Raw genomic sequence first — 20,762 nt, forward strand, 5'->3', positions numbered from 1 at the left:
TCAGGCTTGAAACCAGCGATACCCTCCGGCAGCGACGTGTATCCCGTTAGCTCGAAAATAAGATGATTGGGTTGAGCTGAACGGAACGGATATTCATAGGGCAGTTCGCCTCCTGATACTTGATTCAGCAATCTCTTTCGAGTGCTTCAGAAACATGGCGCTCCGCTTGCTCGTGAATTCCGCAGTAACACTGAGAAATTCGACGGGCGACTTAATCGTCGCAAGCCTCTGAGCGAACTCAAAGCCAAATTGCATGTTGGCTTGTGCCACCTCCAGCAACTTCGCTTGAAAAGCTCGCACGTTTGCCGTGGCTGAAGAAAAATCAGATCCTTTCGTTGGAACGTTATTGGGCTCATCTTGTATGGCTGTTGCCGGCTCAAGGCGAGCCTCGTGAAAAACTGTCATCGGATCACCCACGAGAGCCTCTTCTTCGTTATGTCGCTCTGGGTGTGATTCAGTCGAGGCTGCCCCAACTGAGGGCAGACGGTTGTCTTTGGGACTTCTAACAACAGCCTGAGCGACCCGACGGGCCTTAGCGGCTATTTTCGGGCCGCGGCTGTGCGTTGACTTAGTTGCCGGTTTACGCTTACTCATTTGACAACTCCGAGGATTGATTGGGTCGAGCACGACGGTCATTCGTGTACTCAACGCGGCGCGCTGATGTTTGATCCAAAAGCAGAATCAGAGGGGCAGCCGCCCTAAGCCCTCTCTTCACTAAGCCCTCTTCGCGGCATATGAGCGGGAGGTCATCTCGTCGCTCAGTGTTACCCTATGGTAAAACTATATGTGCGCCCTCCTTCAATATCAGCAGAGAGCATTTGCTGAGCCTCGCGACGTGAGTAGCCAGCCGATTTGCAGCAAGCGAAGAGCCAGTCTGCGGCATAACCGGAACATGTAGCCGTCGTTCCTAGCGACATTGGCGGAAAGACTGTGCGGGGCTTAGGAACGGTCTCACCCAGATTGCGTTCTCGGCAAGGAGCTGGGGTCATCAACCAATCAGCGGAGAACGAAGATGGCAAATCCACGCCAGGAGGATAAGTCTACGCTAGGCATGGAAGACGCAGCCCGCCGCGCCGGCGAGAGTGCTGCTGAGCAGACCACCCGTATCGGACAAGCTGCAGCTGATCAGACTGCGCGTGTCGGGCAAGCAGCGGCTGAAGCCGGGGAGGAAGTGGCTCGAGCAAGTGCGAACCTGCTCAAGCAAAACGTCGAGACGTTGCAGAACGCCTGGCGCTTCGGCCTGGAAGCGGCGACGTCCGCTATGGGACGGTCTACCGAGCAATTCGGTCGCACGCTCGGCGTGTCAGGAGAAGGGGTGCAACAGGCAACGGAGGCAACGGAACGCTCGGCGCGCAACACCCAAACTCTGCTTTACACTGGCACCGCTGCTGCCAGAGTGATGGGTGGAATGTCTCAAGAGTACTTCCAGATGGTTCGGCATCAACTCGAGAAGAGCATGGAGCACATGAACGAGTTGTGGGCTTGCCGAACTCCTCAGGACTTTGCAGCCGTACAAAGTGACATGGTGCGAGAGACCGTGGAAACTGCCCTGGAGAGCAGCCGTCGGATAGCCGACATGTCGCTCAAAATGGCCGACGACGCCGGAAAGCAGATCAAACAAAGTATGGAAGATATCCGGCGCACCGCCTAACCCGGCATACAGGTTCGACTATGAGCAAGAGCGGCTGCCTTCAGCCGCTTTTGCCTTCCTGGGCGGGGAGATTTTATCCAAGCCAACGCATAGATCAAGATCGGTCCTACGCTACGATAAACGGCCCGTCCTGCGCAGCGCGCCGTCCTCGCATCATCTCGCCTAGCATCACGTTGAGCACGAAGCGAAGTAGGTCAGAGGCAACTCAGCGCTCCTTCGCAGGGGCCTCGGATGCCCTCGCCCGAAGGCTTTTCTTCCTTCTGCGCACGATGTCTGGCCTTGCCTCATAAGCGCTCAGCCGGATAAGCGGGTCAGCTCCCAATAAAGTAAGGCCCGCAGCTCGAAGGCGATGCTTGTAAGAGAGTAACTGGTTTGGACGTTTCCAGAAGCAGTTCGAGGCCCATCGTTCCGTCGAAAATGACGTCGGCATCATCAGTGCGTGCAGACATTCGCTCAACCGGCTTAATTGAATATGAGAACCGACAAACCGGTCAAGCGAACCATCGCCATCACTAGGCGTTTGTCGCAAGTACAAGCAGGCGCCGGAACATCTAGGGCCACCATAGCGAGTTAAAGCTTCGCAAGGCTTGTTGCCGAGCGAAGGTCGACGCTTATATCAGCGTCAGAGCCGGTGAGTACCTCCAATGCTCCCGGCTTGGCGCCGCGAACCGGGAACATGCCCCTACTCGGTCGCGGTGTTTGTCTGTCAAAAGCAGCGCTGCCTGCAATTTGGTCCTATCTGCGCCGCGGCTACTGCTCCAGCGTCTCACCCAATGTTTGCGTAGGAATCAAAGCAAATCAGGCGTATGTTATCGATTATGAACGAGCAGCACCGAACTTGTCGATGTGGAGCTGTCTACCGCCGCACGGAGGGGATGGCCCCTGAGCGCCAGGTGGATAGCTTCGAGTGCTCAGAGTGCGGCGTGACGTTGGAAAGCTGGAACACGGCCTGGGTGCCGACCTACCGACGGATTGTTGGTTCTATCCGGTCGCCTGGAGCCTGATTATTGCAACCATTGACGCGCCTCTCGCTTAGCATGTGCAGCATCCCGCTGTGCAGGAGACAGCGAGATGTTCTTTTACCCGTGGTATCCGGCCCTCATGTTGGCCGTCGAGTGCAATAACGTGATCGATGTTCGCCTTCGGAGTATCGTGGCTGGCAAAGTGAACGCCGCAGAAGAAACTCGCCTAATGGTCAGCGAAAAGGTGATCGCCGCTCTTGAAGCGGGATCCATGCTGATAAGTGGCGGAAAGACTGCCGACGTGATCGACTTGTATCGCAAGCATGTCGCGGCAAACGTCACCCGTCTGCTCCCGCCTGCTAAGGCTAGGAGAGCACATGATGCCTCATTGGAAGAACCGTATCCTAGCCAGCGCCCGTCCCGTCGATCTTAAAGACTCGGAACCGCACCTGCAGCTCGTTGAGCTGAGCACGGGCGGATTGGCTGAGAGCCGAGAACGCGGGCACAAAGTATACTTCTGGGTCTATGGCCATTGTACGCGCCATGGCTATAGCTGGCTGCGAGCCAGCACGCAAACGCCCCACAGAATGCCCGATCTGAGAGTAACCCCGGTTTGGTTAAGGCTTGCTTACGCCGCTTTGAAGAGCGGTCCAAACCCGGTCATGAGTTGGCATTGCTTCTGGCTCGCGGGCTATGCGACTCAAATGTTTCATGATTGACGTTTGCAATTTCGAACGCCGCGGCGACGTCAGCAGTTAAGCACGACGGAATATGAGCCGTGAAACCGGCAGACGTCCGGGATAGTCAAAGCGGGAAGTCCGGGCGCGCAACTGGGAAGTTCGCTTTGCCCTCAAGAACCGACATCGTCAATCCGAGCGGCCACGTCCGAGAAGTGCCAACAGCAGACCTCAGCAGTTTTGGCCAGCGGGTCGCGTCCCCAAGATTGGGCACAGTTAGGAAACCTCCCGTCGGAGCTCCCTGCTGACGGGCATGGCGAGCGCAAAAATAGAGCCGTCGGAGTCAGACTTGATCAGCGTCAATTTGCCTCCACTGTTAGCAACCAAGGTCGAAGAGATTGCCAACCCCAGCCCCATACCATCTGATTTTGTTGTAAAAAACGGATCAAATATCCGCTGTCGGTCTTCGATCGAAATTCCGGGTCCGGAATCTTGGATTAACAACAATACGGTCGATTGATCGCCGAGGCTGGATTTCACGTGGAGCCGTCGTGCGCCACGGTGCGAGGATTGCATTGCGTCAATAGCGTTTCTGATGAGGTTCAGGAGTACTTGCTGAAGCTCCATGGGATCAAACTGCACATCAGGAAGGTTACCTTGAAACTCCACCGTGACCGATACGTGGTTGAGTTGGAGGTCGTGGCTTAGCAATCTTAGTGTAAGCTGCGCGGCTTCCTCGGCGTTTGCCTGCGCGCTTCGATGCATCGTCTTGGTTGTCATTTCACGAATGCTCTTGATCATCCCAGCAGCGCGATGGCTGTCGGCCTCTATGTCATTTAAGACGTCCTCCATGCCTTCTAGCTCGGGAGGGGCCGACCTCAGCTGGCTGAGGGCCGTGCTGGCATTAAGCGCGATGGCTCCGAGAGGCGTTCGCAGTTCGTGAGCGATGGCGCCTGTGACGGCTTCCAAGCTCAAGAGCCGATTAGTCCGTTCGCGTCGCTGCAATGTCAACGAGTTGGCAAGGCGCGAATAGAGAACCATGGTTTCAATCAGCAATACCGTCAACAACATGCAACTGCCAACCAAGACAAAGCAACGGGCCGCGTACCAGCCCACAGAAAATCGTACCGAACTGCCAATGATCGCCACCAAGAAATTTGGGGAGTAAGCAAGCAAAGTCAGCATCAGCCAAAGATCTAGAATTGTGCGATTGCGAAATAGCAGCACCGCCAGCGCAGTAGCGCACCAGAGCAAAAGCCCGACATTGACTTGATTGCCAAGGGCCGTCTGGACCCTAACGTCAGCGAGATAGAAGCTCGGGAGAAGTTCCGTCTTCGTCGTCACGATCCAGGTCAGTCCAGCTATCACTACGATGGTGCAGGCAATCGTGATTCCAATGGTCGCCATTGCCGATCTGCCCGGCCTTGCAACCACGGCTGCATCCTTGGTGAACGCGTAGACTAGGATCGCTGCCGGAAATGTGGTGTGCCAAAGCACGTAGATCCAAGCTGGGCTGTTGGGGCCGTCGCCGATCAGACCGGCGGGCGCGTACCCACCCGGAAAAGCCAGCGTCTGCAGGAATGCGAAAGAACCGCTGCACATGTAACCGCTTGCAAGCGCGAGAAGAGCCCGCTGAGGCTGAATCGAATACTGAGCAAACAGAAGAGCAGCGGTGATGAGATCGACGATTCCCAAGCAGGTCTGCAAGACCGGGATGAAGGCGTCAACCCGACCCAACTGGATGTTCGCGAACGGCGTGATCCCCGCCGCTGCAACGGCAAGGAGGATGGCGACGCCGACCGCAACAGCCTTTTGCTGGGCGGTTGCAGGCAGGTTTGCAACAATCAACGGGAAATCTGGTGCGTCTTTTTGAAGAGAGTTTCGGACTGCCGCCGATTTCGCCCGCAGTCCCGCTTCTGCCGCGTCACCTGCAAGCCCCATGAACTGGCGCGGTCTCATGCCTGCTCCCCAACTATCACGAGGCAACATCGTAACTCGTTAAAGCTCGGATTTGGAAGGCTGCAGGGGTTACAACGAAGACCACTTTTACGATTACCGATGTCCGTACCGGGTGTGCGCCGTGAAAAGGCGGCGCTTTCCAGTGGGTGCAAGCCCCACCCGGCAACCGCTCCAGCCGGAAGCAATCGGAGCAGTCATGGAGGCAACGAAGTGGCTGAAGCCTTCGATTAGCGTGTCACGAATTGGTGACAGCGCGAGTGTGCAGGCCGTAACGCGAGTGAACGCTGAGCAATCCTCGAAAAGGACAATGCGCAGGCCGACCCGACAACCCTTTCGGGGAAGGCTGATACGGCTGGGTGAAGCAGAGCGAAAAGTACGCCCAGCCGCTGCGCCGGGGTAGTGGCGACAGCATGTACACAAGGAAAGCGTACGCAACACGGGAAGCCCCATGGCGTGGTCAGCGATGACCAACCGAACGCCCGCGAGGGACAGGTCGGACGCCATGGGGTGGCGGAGAGGTTCGTAGTACCGCTGAAGCCGGGTAATGCCGGTGGAGGGAAGGGGCCTCAGTTCAAGACAGACGCAACAAGTGGTGAGGGATTTGGAGATTGGGCAACCTATCAACTCCGAAAACTGTTCAGAAACTGCAGAAGGCGTTGCACGCGAAAGCGAAGGCAGAAGCCGGGTATCGCTTCTACGCCCTGTACGACAAGATCAGCCGCGAGGACATCCTGGCGCATGCCTATGCCCAGTGCCGCTCCAACAAGGGCGCACCAGGGGTGGACGGCCAGAACTTCGCGGACGTCGAGGCGTATGGGGTGCGGCGGTGGCTTGGCGAACTGGCGCTTGCACTCAGGGAGGAGAGCTACCGACCGGACCCCATCAGAAGAGTGTTCATACCGAAGGCCAACGGCAAACTCAGGCCGCTGGGCATCTCGACCGTGCGGGATCGGGTCTGCATGACAGCAGCAATGCTGGTGCTGGAACCGATCTTCGAAGCCGACCTTCCACCAGAACAATACGCGTACCGTCCCGGGCGAAACGCCCAGCAGGCGGTGATCGAGGTGGAAGGGCTGCTGTTCCGAGGCCATCCGGAAGTCGTTGACGCCGACCTCGCGGACTACTTCGGGAGCATCCCCCATGCCGAACTCCTAAAGTCGGTAGCGCGCCGAATTGTTGATCGGCGTGTGCTGCATCTAATCAAGATGTGGCTGGAGTGCCCCGTGGAAGAAACCGACGATCGAGGCCGGAAGACACGCACGACCGAGGCTCGGGACTGTCGGCGCGGTATCCCGCAAGGCTCACCCATCTCACCACTATTGGCGAATCTTTACATGCGCCGGTTTGTGCTGGGCTGGAAGAAGCTCGGGCTGGAGCACCGCCTCGGCACGCGCATCGTGAATTACGCCGACGACCTCGTGATCCTGTGCCGGAAAAGCACCGCCGATGAGGCGTTGCAGCGACTGCGCGAGATCATGGGCAGGTTGAAGCTCACGGTGAACGAGGAGAAGACACGAATCTGCAAGGTGCCGGAAGGCGAGTTCGACTTCCTGGGATACACGTTTGGGCGGATGTACTCGGCGAGAACCGGAAAGGCCCGCCTGGGCCAACGGCCATCAAAGAAAAGCATCAGGCACATGGTCGAGAAGGTCCATGTCCTGACCGACCGAACGGGTACCTGGCAAGAGACCACGGAGTTGGTGGATCGGTTGAACCGCGCGCTACGCGGATGGGCCAACTACTTCAGCGTTGGCACTGTTAACATAGCGTATCGGGCGATCGACAATTACACCGCTGTGCGGTTGCGCCGGTGGTTGCGCATCAAGCACAAGGTCAGGCGACGCAAGGGCGGGACCTATCCACTCTCGCATCTCTACGGGCACTTCGGGCTCGTACGCCTAAGCCGGCTTGGGCACGACGTGTCGTGGGTGAAGGCGTGAAGTCTTGTCCGAGAGCCGGATGCGGGAGATCTGCCTGTCCGGTTCGATGAGCGGGATGTGGAAACGGAGTCACGGCTGAACTACTAAGGCACCGCCAGACGAAAGAGGCGGCAACAGATATGTTCTACCTAAAGCCACCGCGCCCACATCTCGACTCTACCAAACTCAGACCTCGGCCCACATCTGAGCTTGGTCCGTTCATCACCTCAACAACGGACACTCGGCGACTACTGCGGCATGTCCGAAAAGTACCCAAGAGGCGACGTGGACGCAGTATCACGATTGCCGGCGCCAATTCCGAGACTTCGTTTGTCAAGGATTGCCGACCTCGAATGCCAGCAGAACGTTGCCGGGCAGACCGCCCCATTGCGAGTAGCCAGAATTGACGTACAGCATGCCATTGACGACGATCGGCCCGGGTCCGTCCATGGCACCACCATGGGCCAAAACGCCATTCACCGTGGTGTAGTCGCGCGCGGTGTCGATCTCCCAAAGCAGCCGTGCGTCGTCGGTCGCATAGGCGCGCAAATAGCCGCTGACCCCGCCCGAGAAGACGACACCGGGAATGAGGGTGATCGCTGCGGAGAGGGCAGGGCTGCACTGGCTGCGGTCGCCGCATGCAACCGGCGCCACCTGAAACGCGATTTTCCCGGTCGCAAGATCCAGTGCGAACAGGCCTCCACCTTCGTTTGAATCAAGACGCCTCGTGCCGTCGCGAAGAAACCGCACGTCCGAGTTGGCGACATAGATTCGGTCCTGGTCCGCGGCGGAGCCCCACTCGGTCCCTCCCAACGGGCCACCCTTGCCGATCCGCGTCTGCCACAGGATCTTGCCCTCTTGGTCGGGATCCAGCGCATGGACCACGCCGGATTTCTGGCCAATGACCAGCTCGCGTTGTCCGTTGCGTAAGCTCACCAAGATGGGCGATTGGCCAAAGTCGTGATCGGGGCCGCGGTCTTCCGGACAATTGGTCTGGTCGGTGCCTAAACAGGCAACGACGAAGCTGTCCATTGGCGTGGCCTGCTGATGCCAAATCATCCGGCCGGTCGCAAGATCAAACGCGAGGATGGCATCGCTGGTGTCTGTTGCCGGGTCGGAATAGCTGTTCGAAGTCGCGACATAGAGCGCCTTGCGCTGAACATCGATCGTCGGTGCGGACCATACCGACGCTCCGGCCGGACCAAAGAGCTGGGTTCCGATGGCATTCGACTTTGTGGGATGCGGCGCTTCGGGGATGGTATAGGCCTTCCAGATCTGCGCGCCGGTCTCGGCTTTCAGCGCGACGACGCTGCCGCGAAACGTGCAGCATTGGTAGGTGGGGCGAGACCCCGTGACCTCCTCGATCGATGAAACCCCCACATAGACAACGCCGGAATAGACGGTTGGTGAACCAGTGACTCGGGCCGCTGGATGATCGTCGACCTTGCTCTTCCAGATCAGTGCGCCCGTCATCGCATTTACGGCGTAGACGTTGGCGCGCACATCGCCAAAGAAGATGGCAAACTGATCGTTATCCAGCGGAGCAAAACTGATGGCGGTTCGGACCGCCGCCTCGGTTGGAAGCGCCCATCGGGTGCATCCGCTTTTTGCGTCAAGGGCGCGCACCTTGCTGTCGCCGCCACCAACAAACAGCAAGCCGCCAACAACGGTTGGCTGAGCGTTGGCGTTGGTTGTGAGGGGAAATCCGAACGCCCATTTCAGACGCAGTCGGGAGACCTGGTCCGGAGCAATGCCAGCCATCGCGGCCAGTTGAAACCGGCTGTTGTTGAGATCCGCGCCCCAGCCGTTCCACTGCGGCCCGTCGATCGCTTGCGGAAAGCCGGCCTCGTTCTGCGCGCATTGCCCACTCTTGTCGGCCGTCGCATGCGGGGCTTCCGCGACCTTTCCGGTGACGAGTGAGGCAATGGCCGTCCGCTCGTCATTGGTCAGCCCTTGTGCGAAGGATGCCATCGTGCCCGTGGTGATCGCGCTCAGAACCTCATCGAACGACTTTGACTTCAGCACGGTGCGGCTCGGCGCACGAATGTCCTTGTTGCTGCTGTCGTGACACTGCACGCAGCGTTGGGCATAGAGGGCCGCGCCGGTCTGCTGCGCTGCCGCCGGGAAGCAAAACCAGATCAACAGGACGACTGTCGCGGCGTGTATTTTCATCGTCTTTCACCGGCATTGATTTTGCGATGAGAAGGGCAGTTGCAGCGTAGCACAACCGGAATGGTTGCCAACGTGCCTGATTCAACAAACAGATGCCGCGCCCAGAGCGGGTTTATCGCGAGGATTCGCGGGTCGGATATCCGCATCGGGTCATTTGCGTCGGTTTGGCGGCGCATCGACGACTTCCGCTCTACCCCTAAGAACAGACATCGTCACTGCCCGTCGGCATGTCTCAAAGGTGCCAATAACTGAAGTCACGGACGCAATCGCCGAGCAATTCCGGAAGTGCTGTTTTGCTAAGGTCGTCGATAAAAATCTGAGCGTGCCATCGACCCGGCAGTCCATTCAGAGATGTGACGATTGGATTCGAGAAGTTTCCCAATCCTGCCAAACCCGACATGGCTGAACGATGTGGAGAAACATCTGTCGCGCAGGTTTTCCAATCCATCAAGCACCTCGCGCCTCGAGATTTTTAGATGATGTCAGCCCTCGGCCGCAATGAACGAAGGGTCGCTTTAGCGGTCAGTCTCGGCAACACCATCCAATGCTTCTGAGGATGCAAGAGTCTGCCGGGAGCAAGATGCTGCCTCGGGCTTGGTAGCCAGCACCGTGTTGTACGGGTTGCCGAAGACAAATACCTTCGAAGTGCGCCAAATAATTCGCTCCAATTCCACGAATGTCCGCATCTTTAGCCGGTACTTCCACAACACCAAGTGTTGAATGAAGTTCCACGTGAGGCCCCAGGCCCAGAATGGCAGTCGCCGATAACGGATCGCCTCGAAGCCCAGTCTGCGCATCTTGTAGACGAGAAGATTGGCGCCGACAAAATTGTAGCGCCAGTTGTCGAAGAAGACGGTGACGCTGAGGTAATCCTCCTTACGCCGACAATGATCCAACGACCCTGGTGAGCGGATTAGCAGGCTTCCTCCCGGCTTGAGCATCTGCCAGCAGCGCACCAGCCAAGCGTCCAAGTTTTTGGTGTAGCCGATCGATTCGAGCGCATAGATGGCGTCAAAACTCTCACTCGGGAGATCGAGGCTGTCGAAGTCGGTGACGATCACCTGTCCGCGCCCACCCAGTTTTGCAAATTTTCGCCGGCAGATGTCCGCCTGTACGGATGAATTGGTCACGCACACAATTTCGATATCTCGTCGGCTGGCGAGGTAGTAGGCCGCCGCGCCAGATCCGCACCCGAGATCCAACACCCGCATCCCTTCCTTCGGCTTCAAAAGAACGTATTCGGCTTCGTAGGGACGCGAAAACGCGAAGCGGGGAAAAACGCACGTGCTGTAGTTCGCTTGCTCGTCGCGATACGCGCCGAACACGTCATCGTATGTACGCTTCTCGTCGTCGTGCTTGAGAAAGTCGCTCGGCTGCGGTGTCCACTCGATAGTTGGCGTTGCTCGAATTGATTCAATTCGTGGCCGATCTTGCTCGCGTCCTTCGGTTGAGTCACCAAGAGAAAAAGTACGTAATGAAAAATGTTGTATGCTACGAACAACGCGATGACGATCGCCGCGACCAACTGAAGCGCCAGAACAATGTCCAAGGGTACTCCTGTAACCTCTGAAAGCGCTGGAGATTCTCACCTCAATGACGAGCCCCGGTCAAGCAGAACCGTGCGTTCTTATGCGATTTTATCCTCTCCGACGGGATCGACGAGCCGGCGACGAAAAATCGACCATTGACGCGATCATGAGTTACGTGACACCCCAATCCTAGACTGCAAGTCTAGAGGCCGCCTTGTAGTTCTGCCCGGATGGGGTGTCTACGGTCTCTTGCCGGTTATCGCCGTCGGAGTTCGCAGGAAGGCGAGGCAACCGCTAGGGCGAATCCCTTTGCGAGCGCGCCTTCGGACCACGGCGGTCATCGTGCACTTTATCTCTCTCGCAATCTGCTGGGTTGCTGGCAATTAGTTTTTCGAGGTTTGGCGCTGCGCCGCCTTTTTGAAAGGCCAACAAGTCCAACGACGGCGGCTCACCACCAGTAAGGATGGAGAGACAGGCATGCGCTTGGCCGCGATGATGAGTTTGATGATTGAATAGATGCAGCAGAATATCCGCGAGAACCTGTGACTGTGGCATTCCGGATGTGGTTCTGTAACTGTGAAGACCTCTCAGTGCTGTTTCATCGTACTTTCCGGTGACCTCGACCATCCGATTGTCTTCTGCGATACGAGCCTTGGTTAGTTCGATGCGGTCTTCATACAAGATTGCATTAAGATCGTTTGGAAGGTCGCCTTCACCGGTCAATCGTTTCAACCAAAGCCTGTCGGTCAGCAGTAGATGATTCGGTGTTCCGTGGAGGCTACCGAAGTAGACACCGGTGTGAAGGCGGTATGACAGTTCTGATAGGTCAAGAGCTGCCGCGTAAAGTCGGGCGTTAGCCCAACGGTTGTAAGCAGCAAGCAGTTTGAAGTGCTCTTGGGTGATCATGCTGTTACGAGCCGACACGACCTGAAGAAATAAGAAGAAGCCGAGAAAAAGGTTCCGACCTCGTCCCTTTCAGTTTCGCGAGTGCCCCGTTTTGCTCTGGCCAGCCGTACGAGAACGGCCCAAGCGCCAATCGGGGAATGCACGTGTCCGTGTCCCCCAAACGGATCTTGGTTCATGGCGTGTCAGCCACCGGACAGACTGGGGGGACAGAAGAAGCAAAGCCTCGCGGAATTCCGGAACGGGTCAAACTGAGAAGAACTCAGTGTGGGCAAATGTCTTCCGAGTTACCCCTGAAAGCGGACATCGCTCAATGCAGTCGGCATGTCTCAAAAGTGCCATAAGCAGACTCGCAGCGACCTCTCTGCGGTCAACAATGGACCAAACGACCTCGCAGAGTTCGGGCTAGCCCACATGCATCTTTGTAGAAACGACGACAGTCTCGCGAGATTGTTCCAGGAGCACACCTCTTTAAGCATCTCGCGTTCGAGGTCTTCGGCGACCGCTATTCCAATTGCATGCGGGCGCCTTTGCCACCATTGAGCAACCGTCTCAGGTGAAAGCCAGCCAACGCATCGTCGGCATGCAGGCCGACAAGCGCTGCGAAGGCCGGCATCGCCGCCGCGTCTCCGGCTTTCAGCTTGGCGAAGGCAGCGCAGTATTGCGTTGTCGCAGGTTCTTGAAAAATTGCTACCGACAGTGGTTCATAAGCCCTAAGCGGTTCGCTGCGGCCGCGCAGCACCAGATCGCCGACCGGCCGTCCCTTGAAATTCTCGGTGCCTTCGGCGACCGTGGCACTGACGCAAATGCGCGTGCCCAGAAATTTGTTGGCGGCCTCCAGCCGCGCCGCGATGTTGATGGTGTCGCCATAGGCGGTGTAATCGAAAAACCGGCTGCCGCCGAAATTGCCGACCAGCGCAGGACCCGCGTGTACGCCGATCCGGGTCGCGCCGAAATCTACCCCTTGCGCTTTCCAGCGTTCGCGAAACGCCTGTGCCCAGATATCGAGATCGTGCGCGCAATCGATCGCGCGGGTGGCGTAATCGGGCTGGTCGCCGGGCGCGTTGAACAGAATCTGGATCGCGTCGCCGATGATCTTTGCGACCGTCCCTTCATGCGCGAACACGACGTCGGTCATGCCGCCGACATACTCGCCGAGCAATGTCCCCAGCACCTCTGGTACGGCGATTTCCACCAGCGACGTAAAACCGGTGATGTCGGTGAAAATCACTGCGACTTCGCGGCGGTGTACTTCCATGCCGTTACTGTCGCCAACGGCCGCAAGGCGGCTCGCGATCTGCGGCGAAAAATACCGCGAGAGCGAGGCTTGCGCCCGCTCGGCCTCGGCCTGGCGGTGTCGCGCGTCGCGCATCATATCGACATGGCGGATCGTCTTGTCGATGGTCAGTTCGAGATCGCCGAAATCGATCGGCTTGGTCAGAAAATCGAATGCGCCGCAATTCATCGCGGTGCGGATATTGCTCATATCGCCATAGGCCGACACAATGATGGTCGATTTTTTCTCGTCGGCCTCCTGTAGCTTTTGCAGCAGCGAGAGGCCGTCCATCCTGGGCATGTTGATGTCGGACACCACCATGTCGACATGGGGATGATCCACGATCGCCTGCAGCGCTTCGATGCCGTCATGGGCGAACACGAATGCAACCTTACCCTCGCGGATCTGCTTGCGGAATTTCTGCAGCACCAGCGCCTCAAGATCGGGCTCGTCGTCGACGACAAGGATGGTAGCGGTCATGCCGCCTGCCCCAGCCTGGTATCGATCTCGTGCCGCAGCACTGCGAAATCTATCGGTTTTGTCAAAAGAGCAACGGCGCCCTGCTCAACCGCCTTACGCCGTGTTTCCGTATCGCCATAGGCCGTTATCATGATGACAGGAACGTCCGGCCGCTCTGCGCGTACTTTCGGCAGCATTTCCAGCCCGCTCATGCCGGGCATGTTGATGTCGGAGAGGATCAGGACAAGTGGGGGGTCTGCGACGCTGGCGGCGCGGGCCAGGGCCGCCTGGGCGGACATGGCAAATTCCATCGTAAACCGCCCAAATTTGATGTCGCGCCGGAACTGCTGACGAAACAGGGCTTCGACGTCGGGCTCGTCATCAACTACGAGGATGTAAGCGCTCAACTCGCGCCTCCAGTACTGGCTTTAGCCACCGCTGCTCGCGGCAATGTAATAATAAATTCGGTAAACGCGCCAGGTTCAGTTACGACGTCGATCTTGCCGCCATGCAGTTTTACCACAATGTCGTGGCTCATCGATAGGCCAAGCCCGGTTCCCTCGCCGGCCGGCTTGGTGGTGAAGAACGGGTCGAACATTTTTTCCTTCACCTCTAGCGGAATGCCGGTTCCGTTATCGCGAATCCGTATTTCTACTTTGTTGCCAAGGCTTTTTGTCGTCGCGCTCAGGGTCGGCTCGAACGCCTCGTCGCCGGCCTGCTTTCGCTTGGTGGCGGCGTAAAATCCGTTGGAGATCAAATTGAGAAAAACCCGCGTGATTTCCTGCGGGAAGACGTCGATCAAGCCTGCGGTGGGATCAAAGTCTCGCCGCAGCGTGATGTTGAAGCCGGACTTTTCCGCGCGCGCGCCGTGATAGGCGAGATTGAGGCTTTCCTCGACGATAGCGTTGATATCCGCTTGACGTTGTTCGCCCAAGCCTTCGCGCGAATGCAAGAGCATGTTCTTGACGATCGAGTCGGCCCGCCTGCCGTGTTGCACTACCTTTTCCAGATTGCCCTTCAGCATATGGGTGAGCTCGTCGATCTCTTCGCGCATCTTATCGTCGAGCGCGGCGGGCATCAGTACGTCATTGAGCTCGTCGATCAGTTCCGACGACAGCGCGGAGAAATTATTGATGAAATTAAGCGGGTTCTTGATTTCGTGGGCGATGCCGGCGGTGAGTTGGCCTAGCGAGGCAAGCTTTTCGGTTTGGATGAGCCGATCCTGCGCAGCGCGCAATTCTTCCAGCGAGCGCGAGAGCTCCCGCGTTCGTTCTCGGACCTTCTCTTCGAGAGACTGCCGCTCCCATTCGAGCGCCTGGTAGAAGCTTGCGTTGTTGATCGCGGTAGAGGCTTGGCTTACTAGGTTGGCTAGCCCGAGTAGGGCCTCACCGTCTTGGATAACCCGCGACTGATAAGGCGCTCGCCCCGCTGTATTTCCCGCGACTAGCAAGCGAATTGGGTTCTTCGGTTCTCCGCCGAACGGCAAGATGACGTACTCGTCCATACCGATGGGCCGTCGCAGCGAGGTCAGCTCGCTGCGACGGCAATCGGGCAAACACAGCACCCGATCAACGCCGGCATAAAGTGGTGCGAGCGCCAATGAGGCTGTGGGTAGTACCAGCCTAGCAACGCTGGCACTCTCGGCATCGTCATAGTATCCATCCATCGTCTCAATGGAGAAGATGTTCGAGCCGGGTTGCTTAAGAAGAAAGATGCAGCGCTCGAAATTGAGTTCGTATAAAACGAATTGGGCGGCCAGCTGCAGGATCGTAGTAAGGTCGACGGTTGTGTTGAACTTCTTACCAAGCTCGTAGAGCTGGCGATATGCTTTCATCTGGCCGTCGAGATGCTCTTGGATTTCGTAGAGCTGACTCTCGGTTGTCACCAGGCGCTTGACCTCATCCGAGAGGCGCTGGTTTTCGACTCGAAGCCGATCAATCTCACTCACGCCACCGGCCTTTCCATGAAGTGCGGAAGTATGGCGGTGCTGGACATCTGCTAACTCAGTATACTGCTAGCACTACGGCGGTATAGTTGTGGAAATAGTCATGCCCTCCTATCGGACCGATCTCTCCATACGTGTACAGACCTATCCATGGCACGGTGGGCCCAATTTTTTGCTGAAGCGTTTCCAGCATTTGGCTTTTTTGCTGGTCGCGGAACACGGCTTTCCCGCGTCCTATGCAGTCGAACTGAAACACCATCTTCGGCGCGTTATTACCTAATGTTGACTTGATTTCTTCGCCAATGCGTTCGACGCCGGCCGATATTTTTTGGTGGTCGCGTCGGCTCATCCAGACGCTCGTACCCTCTTCAACTTCGGTCGGAATTGTGATTGACCCTGCCTTGTCATCTTTTGTCGGCATGAAGCGGATCAAATAGTCGTCGTAGCCCTTGATCTGTTCGGGCGCTTTGAATGCCATGCAGAGACTGAGGACCGCCTTGCTCCAATTATCGATCTCATCACCGACGAGATATTCCTTTAGGACTTCGAGAACTGGCATACCATCAATCTCGTAGATGACGTTGCCGGAGCAGCGAGTCACCTTACGTTCGCCGCCGATGGGGAGGCAGCCGTGGTTAACCGACCACGCAAGCCGAGCTGATCCCGACAGCAGAATGCAGGCGACACCGTCGGATGTGATCTGATCGTCGCAATATTGATAAGTTCGTTTAAACTCCATGTTATCGGCCGACGTACCCCCAAACAAAGGCAGATGACGATCAAGCCGCAATTCACTCGTGAGGCCTGCAGCGAAACGGTCAAAATTCAGGGTCAACCCGTCGCCGAGCATAATCAGCCCAAGCGTGTCAGGCTGCACCTCGCAAGCCAAGTTCTGGGCGATGGTCCTTCCCGCGGCTTCTGAATCGGCCTTGAGGCCGGAGGCGATTGTGTTCTTGAAATTCAATTCGTCGGAGCTGATGGTCATCACCGCTACTGAGAAGTTCGACTCGTCGGTTTCGGCACCTGCGATGATTCCCCCGCCAGACCCGCCGGCGAGTGGGGCGCCACCGGTGGCGGCGCGAACGGCGTCTAATAGAGCGCGCTGTTCGTATCCTACAGAGGCAAACATAAAAACGAAGTCGGGCCGGTCGATCCCAGCGGCCGCCAACGCTCTCTCGGCAGCCTCGCGCCCGGCTGTCTTCGGGTTGCGATGATGGCTCATCCCAACCCCAGAATTCGTGCCCATCGGCGTGCCTCCTTACATTGGCGTCGACATTCAGATCGTCGAGCTGTGTTTGTCTCAGGTTACCTTTGCGCCTCCAGAACTACCAGCGATTCCTTGCAAAACGATCGGCCACCTTTCCACCGATTGCGGCCAACCGGAATGGATGCGATTTGCGCCTCAGGCCAAAAAATCCGAGCTGGCCGCCAACGTCGCTCCAATCGCTGGCAAATCATACGACCCAGGCCGGCGATGCAAAATCGAGCCCACCGCGGAATGTCTGTTGTGGGTCAAAATGCGAAGAACTCACTACGAGCAGATGTTTTCCGCTTTGCCCCCGAACTCGGACATTGCTCGACGCAGTCCGCATGTCTCAAACGTGCCATTATCGGAAGTGAACTCGCCTTGTGCTGTGAAGGATCGACGATATCGGCTACGGAAGCCGCTGGCGATCGAACGGCGTTTCATTCTGGCATTCCGGCAAGTCGAAACGCTTCAGCCAGTTTTGCCACGTCGGCATCTCGCCGAAATGGCTGTTTCAATCGAATTTCTGAAATTCGCTGCGCCGGATCCATTTCCATTACCTTTGAACAAGCCTCTCTTGCTGCATCAATCTTTCCGGACAAAGCTAGACAAGCCATCGCAATCCTGTGACTTGTCAAATAATTTGGCCTTTCCCTCTTTGCTTTTTCTGCCCACATCGACGCCTCGTCATAGTTCCCAGCAAAAGAATGGCTGTAAGCCAGTCCATTAAATGCAATTGAAATTCTCGGGTCTAATGGGCTGAGGCGAATTGCTTGATGGAAGTGTTCGTTGGCTCCTGCCTCGCCTAGATAAACCTGTGTAAATCCTCGCCAATACCAACCTTCCGCCAAGTTGGGGTCGAGATCAGTGGCCTTCTCTAAGTATGCGGCTCCCTCTTCTAGATAGCCTCCCGCGTACGCCAGGGCGAAGCCAGAAATTGCGAGCACAATGGGATCATCTTTGGCTTGGTCAATTGCTTTCCTCGCGAAGAGACAAGCTTGTAAGGCGTCAGATATGCGATCGGCGCTCCATCCGTTGACCTTTTGCTGCACATAGCAATGGGCCAATTGTGCGAGGGGCGAGGCAAAATCAGGAGCGAGCTCGACGGCCTTAAGAAACAACTTGAGGCCTTGCTCATTCGCATCCTTCGAATATTTATAGAGGTAAGATAATCCTTGCAGATAGTAATCGTATGCCTGAAGGTTCTCGGTGGGCTTTCGACGAGATCGTTCTATTTTTGCCTGCTCTAGTTTTGGCGAGATCGCTCCGACAACGCTTATCGTAATCCGATCCTGTAGATCGAACACGTTCTCAATTTTACCCTCAAATCGATCTGCCCAAATGTGAGCGCCGGTTACCGCATCGATCAATTGACCTGTTATTCGAATACGGTTGTTCGCCTTTCGAATACCTCCTTCAAGCACATAGCGAACTCCAAGCTCTCGTCCAGCTTGTTTTATATCGAAAGCCTTCCACTTGTAGGTGAAACTCGAATTTCGGGCGACCACGAAAAGCCAGCGGATACGAGAAAGGGCCGTAGTAATCTCCTCAACCATGCCGTCTGCGAAATATTCCTGTTCGGGATCACCGCTCATGTTCTGGAACGGCAGTACGGCGATCGAAGGTTTGTCGGGTAGCGGGAGCGCCAGAGGTTGGCTCACGGCCGAACCTGATGGTACTGCGGAAGGGGTTTGACCGGTCAGCCGAACCCGCCACGCCCGCATAGGCTCAGCAATATTCTTGAGGGGCTGCGGTCCCATATCATCACAGGCAATCTCGACCTTGCCCCGGACCTGCCGGTAGGCATCATCGGAGACACAGACGCCCCCCGGCTCCGCAATTCCCTCCAACCGCACTGCGATATTGACGCCGTCTCCAAAGATATCATTTTCATCGATGACGATGTCGCCGACGTGAATGCCGATACGAAATTCGAGCCGCTTGACCTGCGGTACACCGATATTTTGTTCGACCATGCCGCGTTGAATTTGGACGGCGCAGCGTACGGCATCGACGACGCTGCCGAACTCGACGAGAGCGCCGTCCCCGGTATTCTTGACGATGCGCCCGCGATGATCATTTATTCTGGGATCAAAAAGCGTCTTTCTAAGAGCTTTCAGTTGCGCCAGCGTGCCTTCTTCGTCGATCCCTATCAAGCGGCAAGAGCCCGCGACATCCGCCGCGAGAATTGCCGCCAGTCGCCGCTCTACGTGCTCGCTGCTCAAGGTGCACCCCGGGGTCGGGGACATTGAATGCTTATATAACAGAATTGTGGGCCGATGTCAGGCTATGCCCATCTCCGAAACGGGGTCAAACTCAGAAGTCCGGGCGCGCCACTGGGCAGTCCGCTTTAACCCTCAAGAACAGACGTCGCCAGCCGGGCTTGTCTGGTCCGAAAAGTGCCGATAGTGTTGCAAAAGTCGAAAATCGGACAACCCTGAAAATCTCACGAACGTCGATCTTTGGACTTCTCTGCTGCTGCGTCCCTTTTCAACGCCACTACGAAGGTCCGTGATCGATTTTGGATGAAACGATATGGTCCCTCACGTCGTCGCGCGCAAAACGCATCAGCGGCTCTCAAAATTTTCGTTCGTCCCCCCAAAACGACTTTTGCAACAATATCTGCCAATAGGCGACATTGATCACCTCAGTCAGCGGGGATCGACGCACTAATCCGATGGGGGAGTCGGCCATCTGGTAGAAGGACGACATAAAGACGATCGAGGGTAGCGCAGTTAAGAGATTTCTGCCGCTAACGACACGCGCGTTCAAAATCGATCACATCCGTCCAAGAACCGAATGCTGACCAGTTCAACGATGCCTGGAGGCCGCCACGCATTTTGGCCAAAACCACGGAAAACGTGAGAGACGTCGATGACAGACCCAGATCGTCACACTTTCGGTGCGCCGGCAACCAGGAGAATCCTGTTAGGAGGCGCCGCGGCGCTCGGCGGCGGACTTCTTGGTATGATGCCAGCGAACTCGGAGCCGATTACACCAAAGGCCAAGCTCCCTCGCGCAACCGACGGAGACGGAAACATGAGTTTCATCAAGACCAAGGACGGCACGGAGATTTTCTACAAGGACTGGGGCAAAGGTCAGCCTGTTGTGTTCAGCCACGGTTGGCCGCGTCGGCCGATGACTGGGACACGCAGATGCTGTTCTTCCTCAATAACGGCTATCGAGTGATCGCCCATGACCGCCGCGGCCATGGCCGCTCCAGCCAGGTCGCTGACGGCCACGACATGGATCATTACGCCGACGACCTTGCGGCGCTGACGGCGCATCTCGATCTGAAGAACGCCATCCACGTCGGTCATTCCACCGGCGGCGGCGAGGTGGTGCACTATCTGGCGCGGCACGGCGAGAGCCGCGTGGCAAAGGCGGTCCTCATCAGTGCGGTACCACCGCTGATGGTGAAGACGCCAGCAAATCCCGGTGGCCTACCCAAGGAAGTCTTTGACGGACTTCAGGCGCAGGTTGCGACCAATCGCACGCAATTCTATCGCGACCTTCCGGCGGGTCCGTTCTATGGCTTTAACCGACCCGGCGCCAAGGTCTCGGAGGCCGTCATCCAGAATTGGTGGCGCCAGGGTATGATGGGCGGCGCCAAGGCGCATTACGATGGCATCGTCGCGTTCTCGCAGACCGACTTTACGGACGACCTCAAGAAGATCGCCGTGCCGGTCCTGGTGATGCATGGCGACGACGACCAGGTCGTTCCCTATGCCGACGCCGGGCCGCTATCGGCAAAGCTGCTGAAGAAAGGGACACTGAAGACCTACAAGGGCTTCCCGCACGGCATGCCCACCACGGAAGCGGCCACAATCAACGCCGATCTCCTGGAGTTTTTCCGCGCCGTCGGCTGATTCTCTTCTCTTTGTTCGAGTGCGAGCCGGGAGATTGCGCCCGTAAACCGTCCAAAGAACAGGCGGCTGGGCCGCGAGTTCAGCTCAGGGTCAACAACAGTCCTCGCGGCCCCGGAGCGCCACTTCTGGTCTACCCCAATCAACGGACATCGCCAGACTGGCCGGCTTGTCCGTTTCGTGCCAGAAGCGGAAATT

Annotated in this window: 13 protein-coding genes and 1 pseudogene; 4 read left to right on the forward strand and 10 right to left on the reverse strand. The window is 57.1% G+C overall.

The window, feature by feature from the left end; all coding sequences use genetic code 11:
* Positions 1-93: 93 nt before the first annotated feature.
* Entirely contained in the window at positions 94-594 is a 501-nt protein-coding gene (locus tag V1283_RS43300; RefSeq protein WP_334392686.1) for a phasin family protein, read from the reverse strand.
* A 418-nt stretch (positions 595-1,012) separates the two neighbouring features.
* On the opposite strand from V1283_RS43300, the gene V1283_RS43305 reads away from it, so the two are divergent.
* Both V1283_RS43305 and V1283_RS43310 read left to right on the forward strand, forming a co-directional pair.
* Complete coding sequence (locus V1283_RS43305) at positions 1,013-1,651, forward strand: phasin family protein (protein WP_334392687.1); 639 nt, start codon at positions 1,013-1,015, stop codon at positions 1,649-1,651.
* A gap of 1,071 nt (positions 1,652-2,722) precedes the next feature.
* Positions 2,723-3,046 carry a hypothetical protein gene (locus V1283_RS43310; RefSeq protein ID WP_334392688.1) on the forward strand — a complete coding sequence of 108 codons (324 nt, stop codon included), beginning with the start codon at positions 2,723-2,725 and terminating at the stop codon, positions 3,044-3,046.
* A gap of 520 nt (positions 3,047-3,566) precedes the next feature.
* Here V1283_RS43310 and V1283_RS43315 read toward each other — a convergent pair.
* Positions 3,567-5,249, reverse strand: coding sequence for a sensor histidine kinase (locus V1283_RS43315; protein ID WP_334392689.1), 1,683 nt, complete (start codon positions 5,247-5,249; stop codon positions 3,567-3,569).
* A gap of 608 nt (positions 5,250-5,857) precedes the next feature.
* Here V1283_RS43315 and ltrA point away from each other — a divergent pair.
* The gene (gene ltrA, locus V1283_RS43320) at positions 5,858-7,189 is read left to right on the forward strand and encodes a group II intron reverse transcriptase/maturase (protein ID WP_334386373.1); all 1,332 of its coding nucleotides are present in this window, start codon (positions 5,858-5,860) and stop codon (positions 7,187-7,189) included.
* A 312-nt stretch (positions 7,190-7,501) separates the two neighbouring features.
* On the opposite strand, the gene V1283_RS43325 is transcribed toward ltrA, so the two are convergent.
* From V1283_RS43325 to V1283_RS43360, 8 genes are all read right to left on the reverse strand, one after another.
* Complete coding sequence (locus tag V1283_RS43325) at positions 7,502-9,340, reverse strand: outer membrane protein assembly factor BamB family protein (protein WP_334392690.1); 1,839 nt, start codon at positions 9,338-9,340, stop codon at positions 7,502-7,504.
* A gap of 515 nt (positions 9,341-9,855) precedes the next feature.
* Positions 9,856-10,665, reverse strand: a complete 810-nt coding sequence (locus tag V1283_RS43330; RefSeq protein ID WP_334392691.1) for an SAM-dependent methyltransferase — start codon at positions 10,663-10,665, stop codon at positions 9,856-9,858.
* A gap of 498 nt (positions 10,666-11,163) precedes the next feature.
* Positions 11,164-11,775 carry a DinB family protein gene (locus V1283_RS43335; protein WP_334392692.1) on the reverse strand — a complete coding sequence of 204 codons (612 nt, stop codon included), beginning with the start codon at positions 11,773-11,775 and terminating at the stop codon, positions 11,164-11,166.
* A gap of 502 nt (positions 11,776-12,277) precedes the next feature.
* A complete protein-coding gene (locus tag V1283_RS43340) occupies positions 12,278-13,528 on the reverse strand; it encodes an adenylate/guanylate cyclase domain-containing protein (RefSeq protein WP_334392693.1) in 1,251 nt (416 codons plus the stop codon).
* Positions 13,525-13,914 (reverse strand): response regulator, encoded by a 390-nt coding sequence (locus tag V1283_RS43345; protein WP_334392694.1) that lies wholly within the window; start codon positions 13,912-13,914, stop codon positions 13,525-13,527. The genes V1283_RS43340 and V1283_RS43345 overlap by 4 nt, the downstream gene beginning before the upstream one ends.
* Entirely contained in the window at positions 13,911-15,455 is a 1,545-nt protein-coding gene (locus tag V1283_RS43350) for a sensor histidine kinase (RefSeq protein WP_334392695.1), read from the reverse strand. Before V1283_RS43350 ends, V1283_RS43345 begins: the two co-directional genes overlap by 4 nt.
* Positions 15,456-15,510: 55 nt before the next feature.
* Positions 15,511-16,698, reverse strand: a complete 1,188-nt coding sequence (locus tag V1283_RS43355) for an FIST signal transduction protein (protein WP_334392696.1) — start codon at positions 16,696-16,698, stop codon at positions 15,511-15,513.
* Positions 16,699-17,138: 440 nt separating this feature from the next.
* Positions 17,139-18,923, reverse strand: coding sequence for an adenylate/guanylate cyclase domain-containing protein (locus tag V1283_RS43360; protein WP_334392697.1), 1,785 nt, complete (start codon positions 18,921-18,923; stop codon positions 17,139-17,141).
* An 814-nt stretch (positions 18,924-19,737) separates the two neighbouring features.
* Here V1283_RS43360 and V1283_RS43365 point away from each other — a divergent pair.
* Positions 19,738-20,567: pseudogene (locus V1283_RS43365) on the forward strand (alpha/beta fold hydrolase).
* The last annotated feature ends 195 nt before the right edge of the window (positions 20,568-20,762 follow it).

Origin of the sequence: Bradyrhizobium sp. AZCC 2262 (assembly GCF_036924535.1) — a bacterium.
Classification (GTDB): Bacteria; Pseudomonadota; Alphaproteobacteria; order Rhizobiales; family Xanthobacteraceae; genus Bradyrhizobium.

Bases quoted from the DNA above. Each gene is read 5' to 3' on its own strand.
- V1283_RS43355 (WP_334392696.1), bottom strand. From the start codon at position 16,698: ATGGGCACGAATTCTGGGGTTGGGATGAGCCATCATCGCAACCCGAAG.
- V1283_RS43325 (WP_334392690.1), bottom strand. From the start codon at position 9,340: ATGAAAATACACGCCGCGACAGTCGTCCTGTTGATCTGGTTTTGCTTC.
- V1283_RS43340 (WP_334392693.1), bottom strand. From the start codon at position 13,528: ATGACCGCTACCATCCTTGTCGTCGACGACGAGCCCGATCTTGAGGCG.
- V1283_RS43310 (WP_334392688.1), top strand. From the start codon at position 2,723: ATGTTCTTTTACCCGTGGTATCCGGCCCTCATGTTGGCCGTCGAGTGC.
- V1283_RS43300 (WP_334392686.1), bottom strand. From the start codon at position 594: ATGAGTAAGCGTAAACCGGCAACTAAGTCAACGCACAGCCGCGGCCCG.
- V1283_RS43305 (WP_334392687.1), top strand. From the start codon at position 1,013: ATGGCAAATCCACGCCAGGAGGATAAGTCTACGCTAGGCATGGAAGAC.
- V1283_RS43315 (WP_334392689.1), bottom strand. From the start codon at position 5,249: ATGAGACCGCGCCAGTTCATGGGGCTTGCAGGTGACGCGGCAGAAGCG.
- V1283_RS43335 (WP_334392692.1), bottom strand. From the start codon at position 11,775: ATGATCACCCAAGAGCACTTCAAACTGCTTGCTGCTTACAACCGTTGG.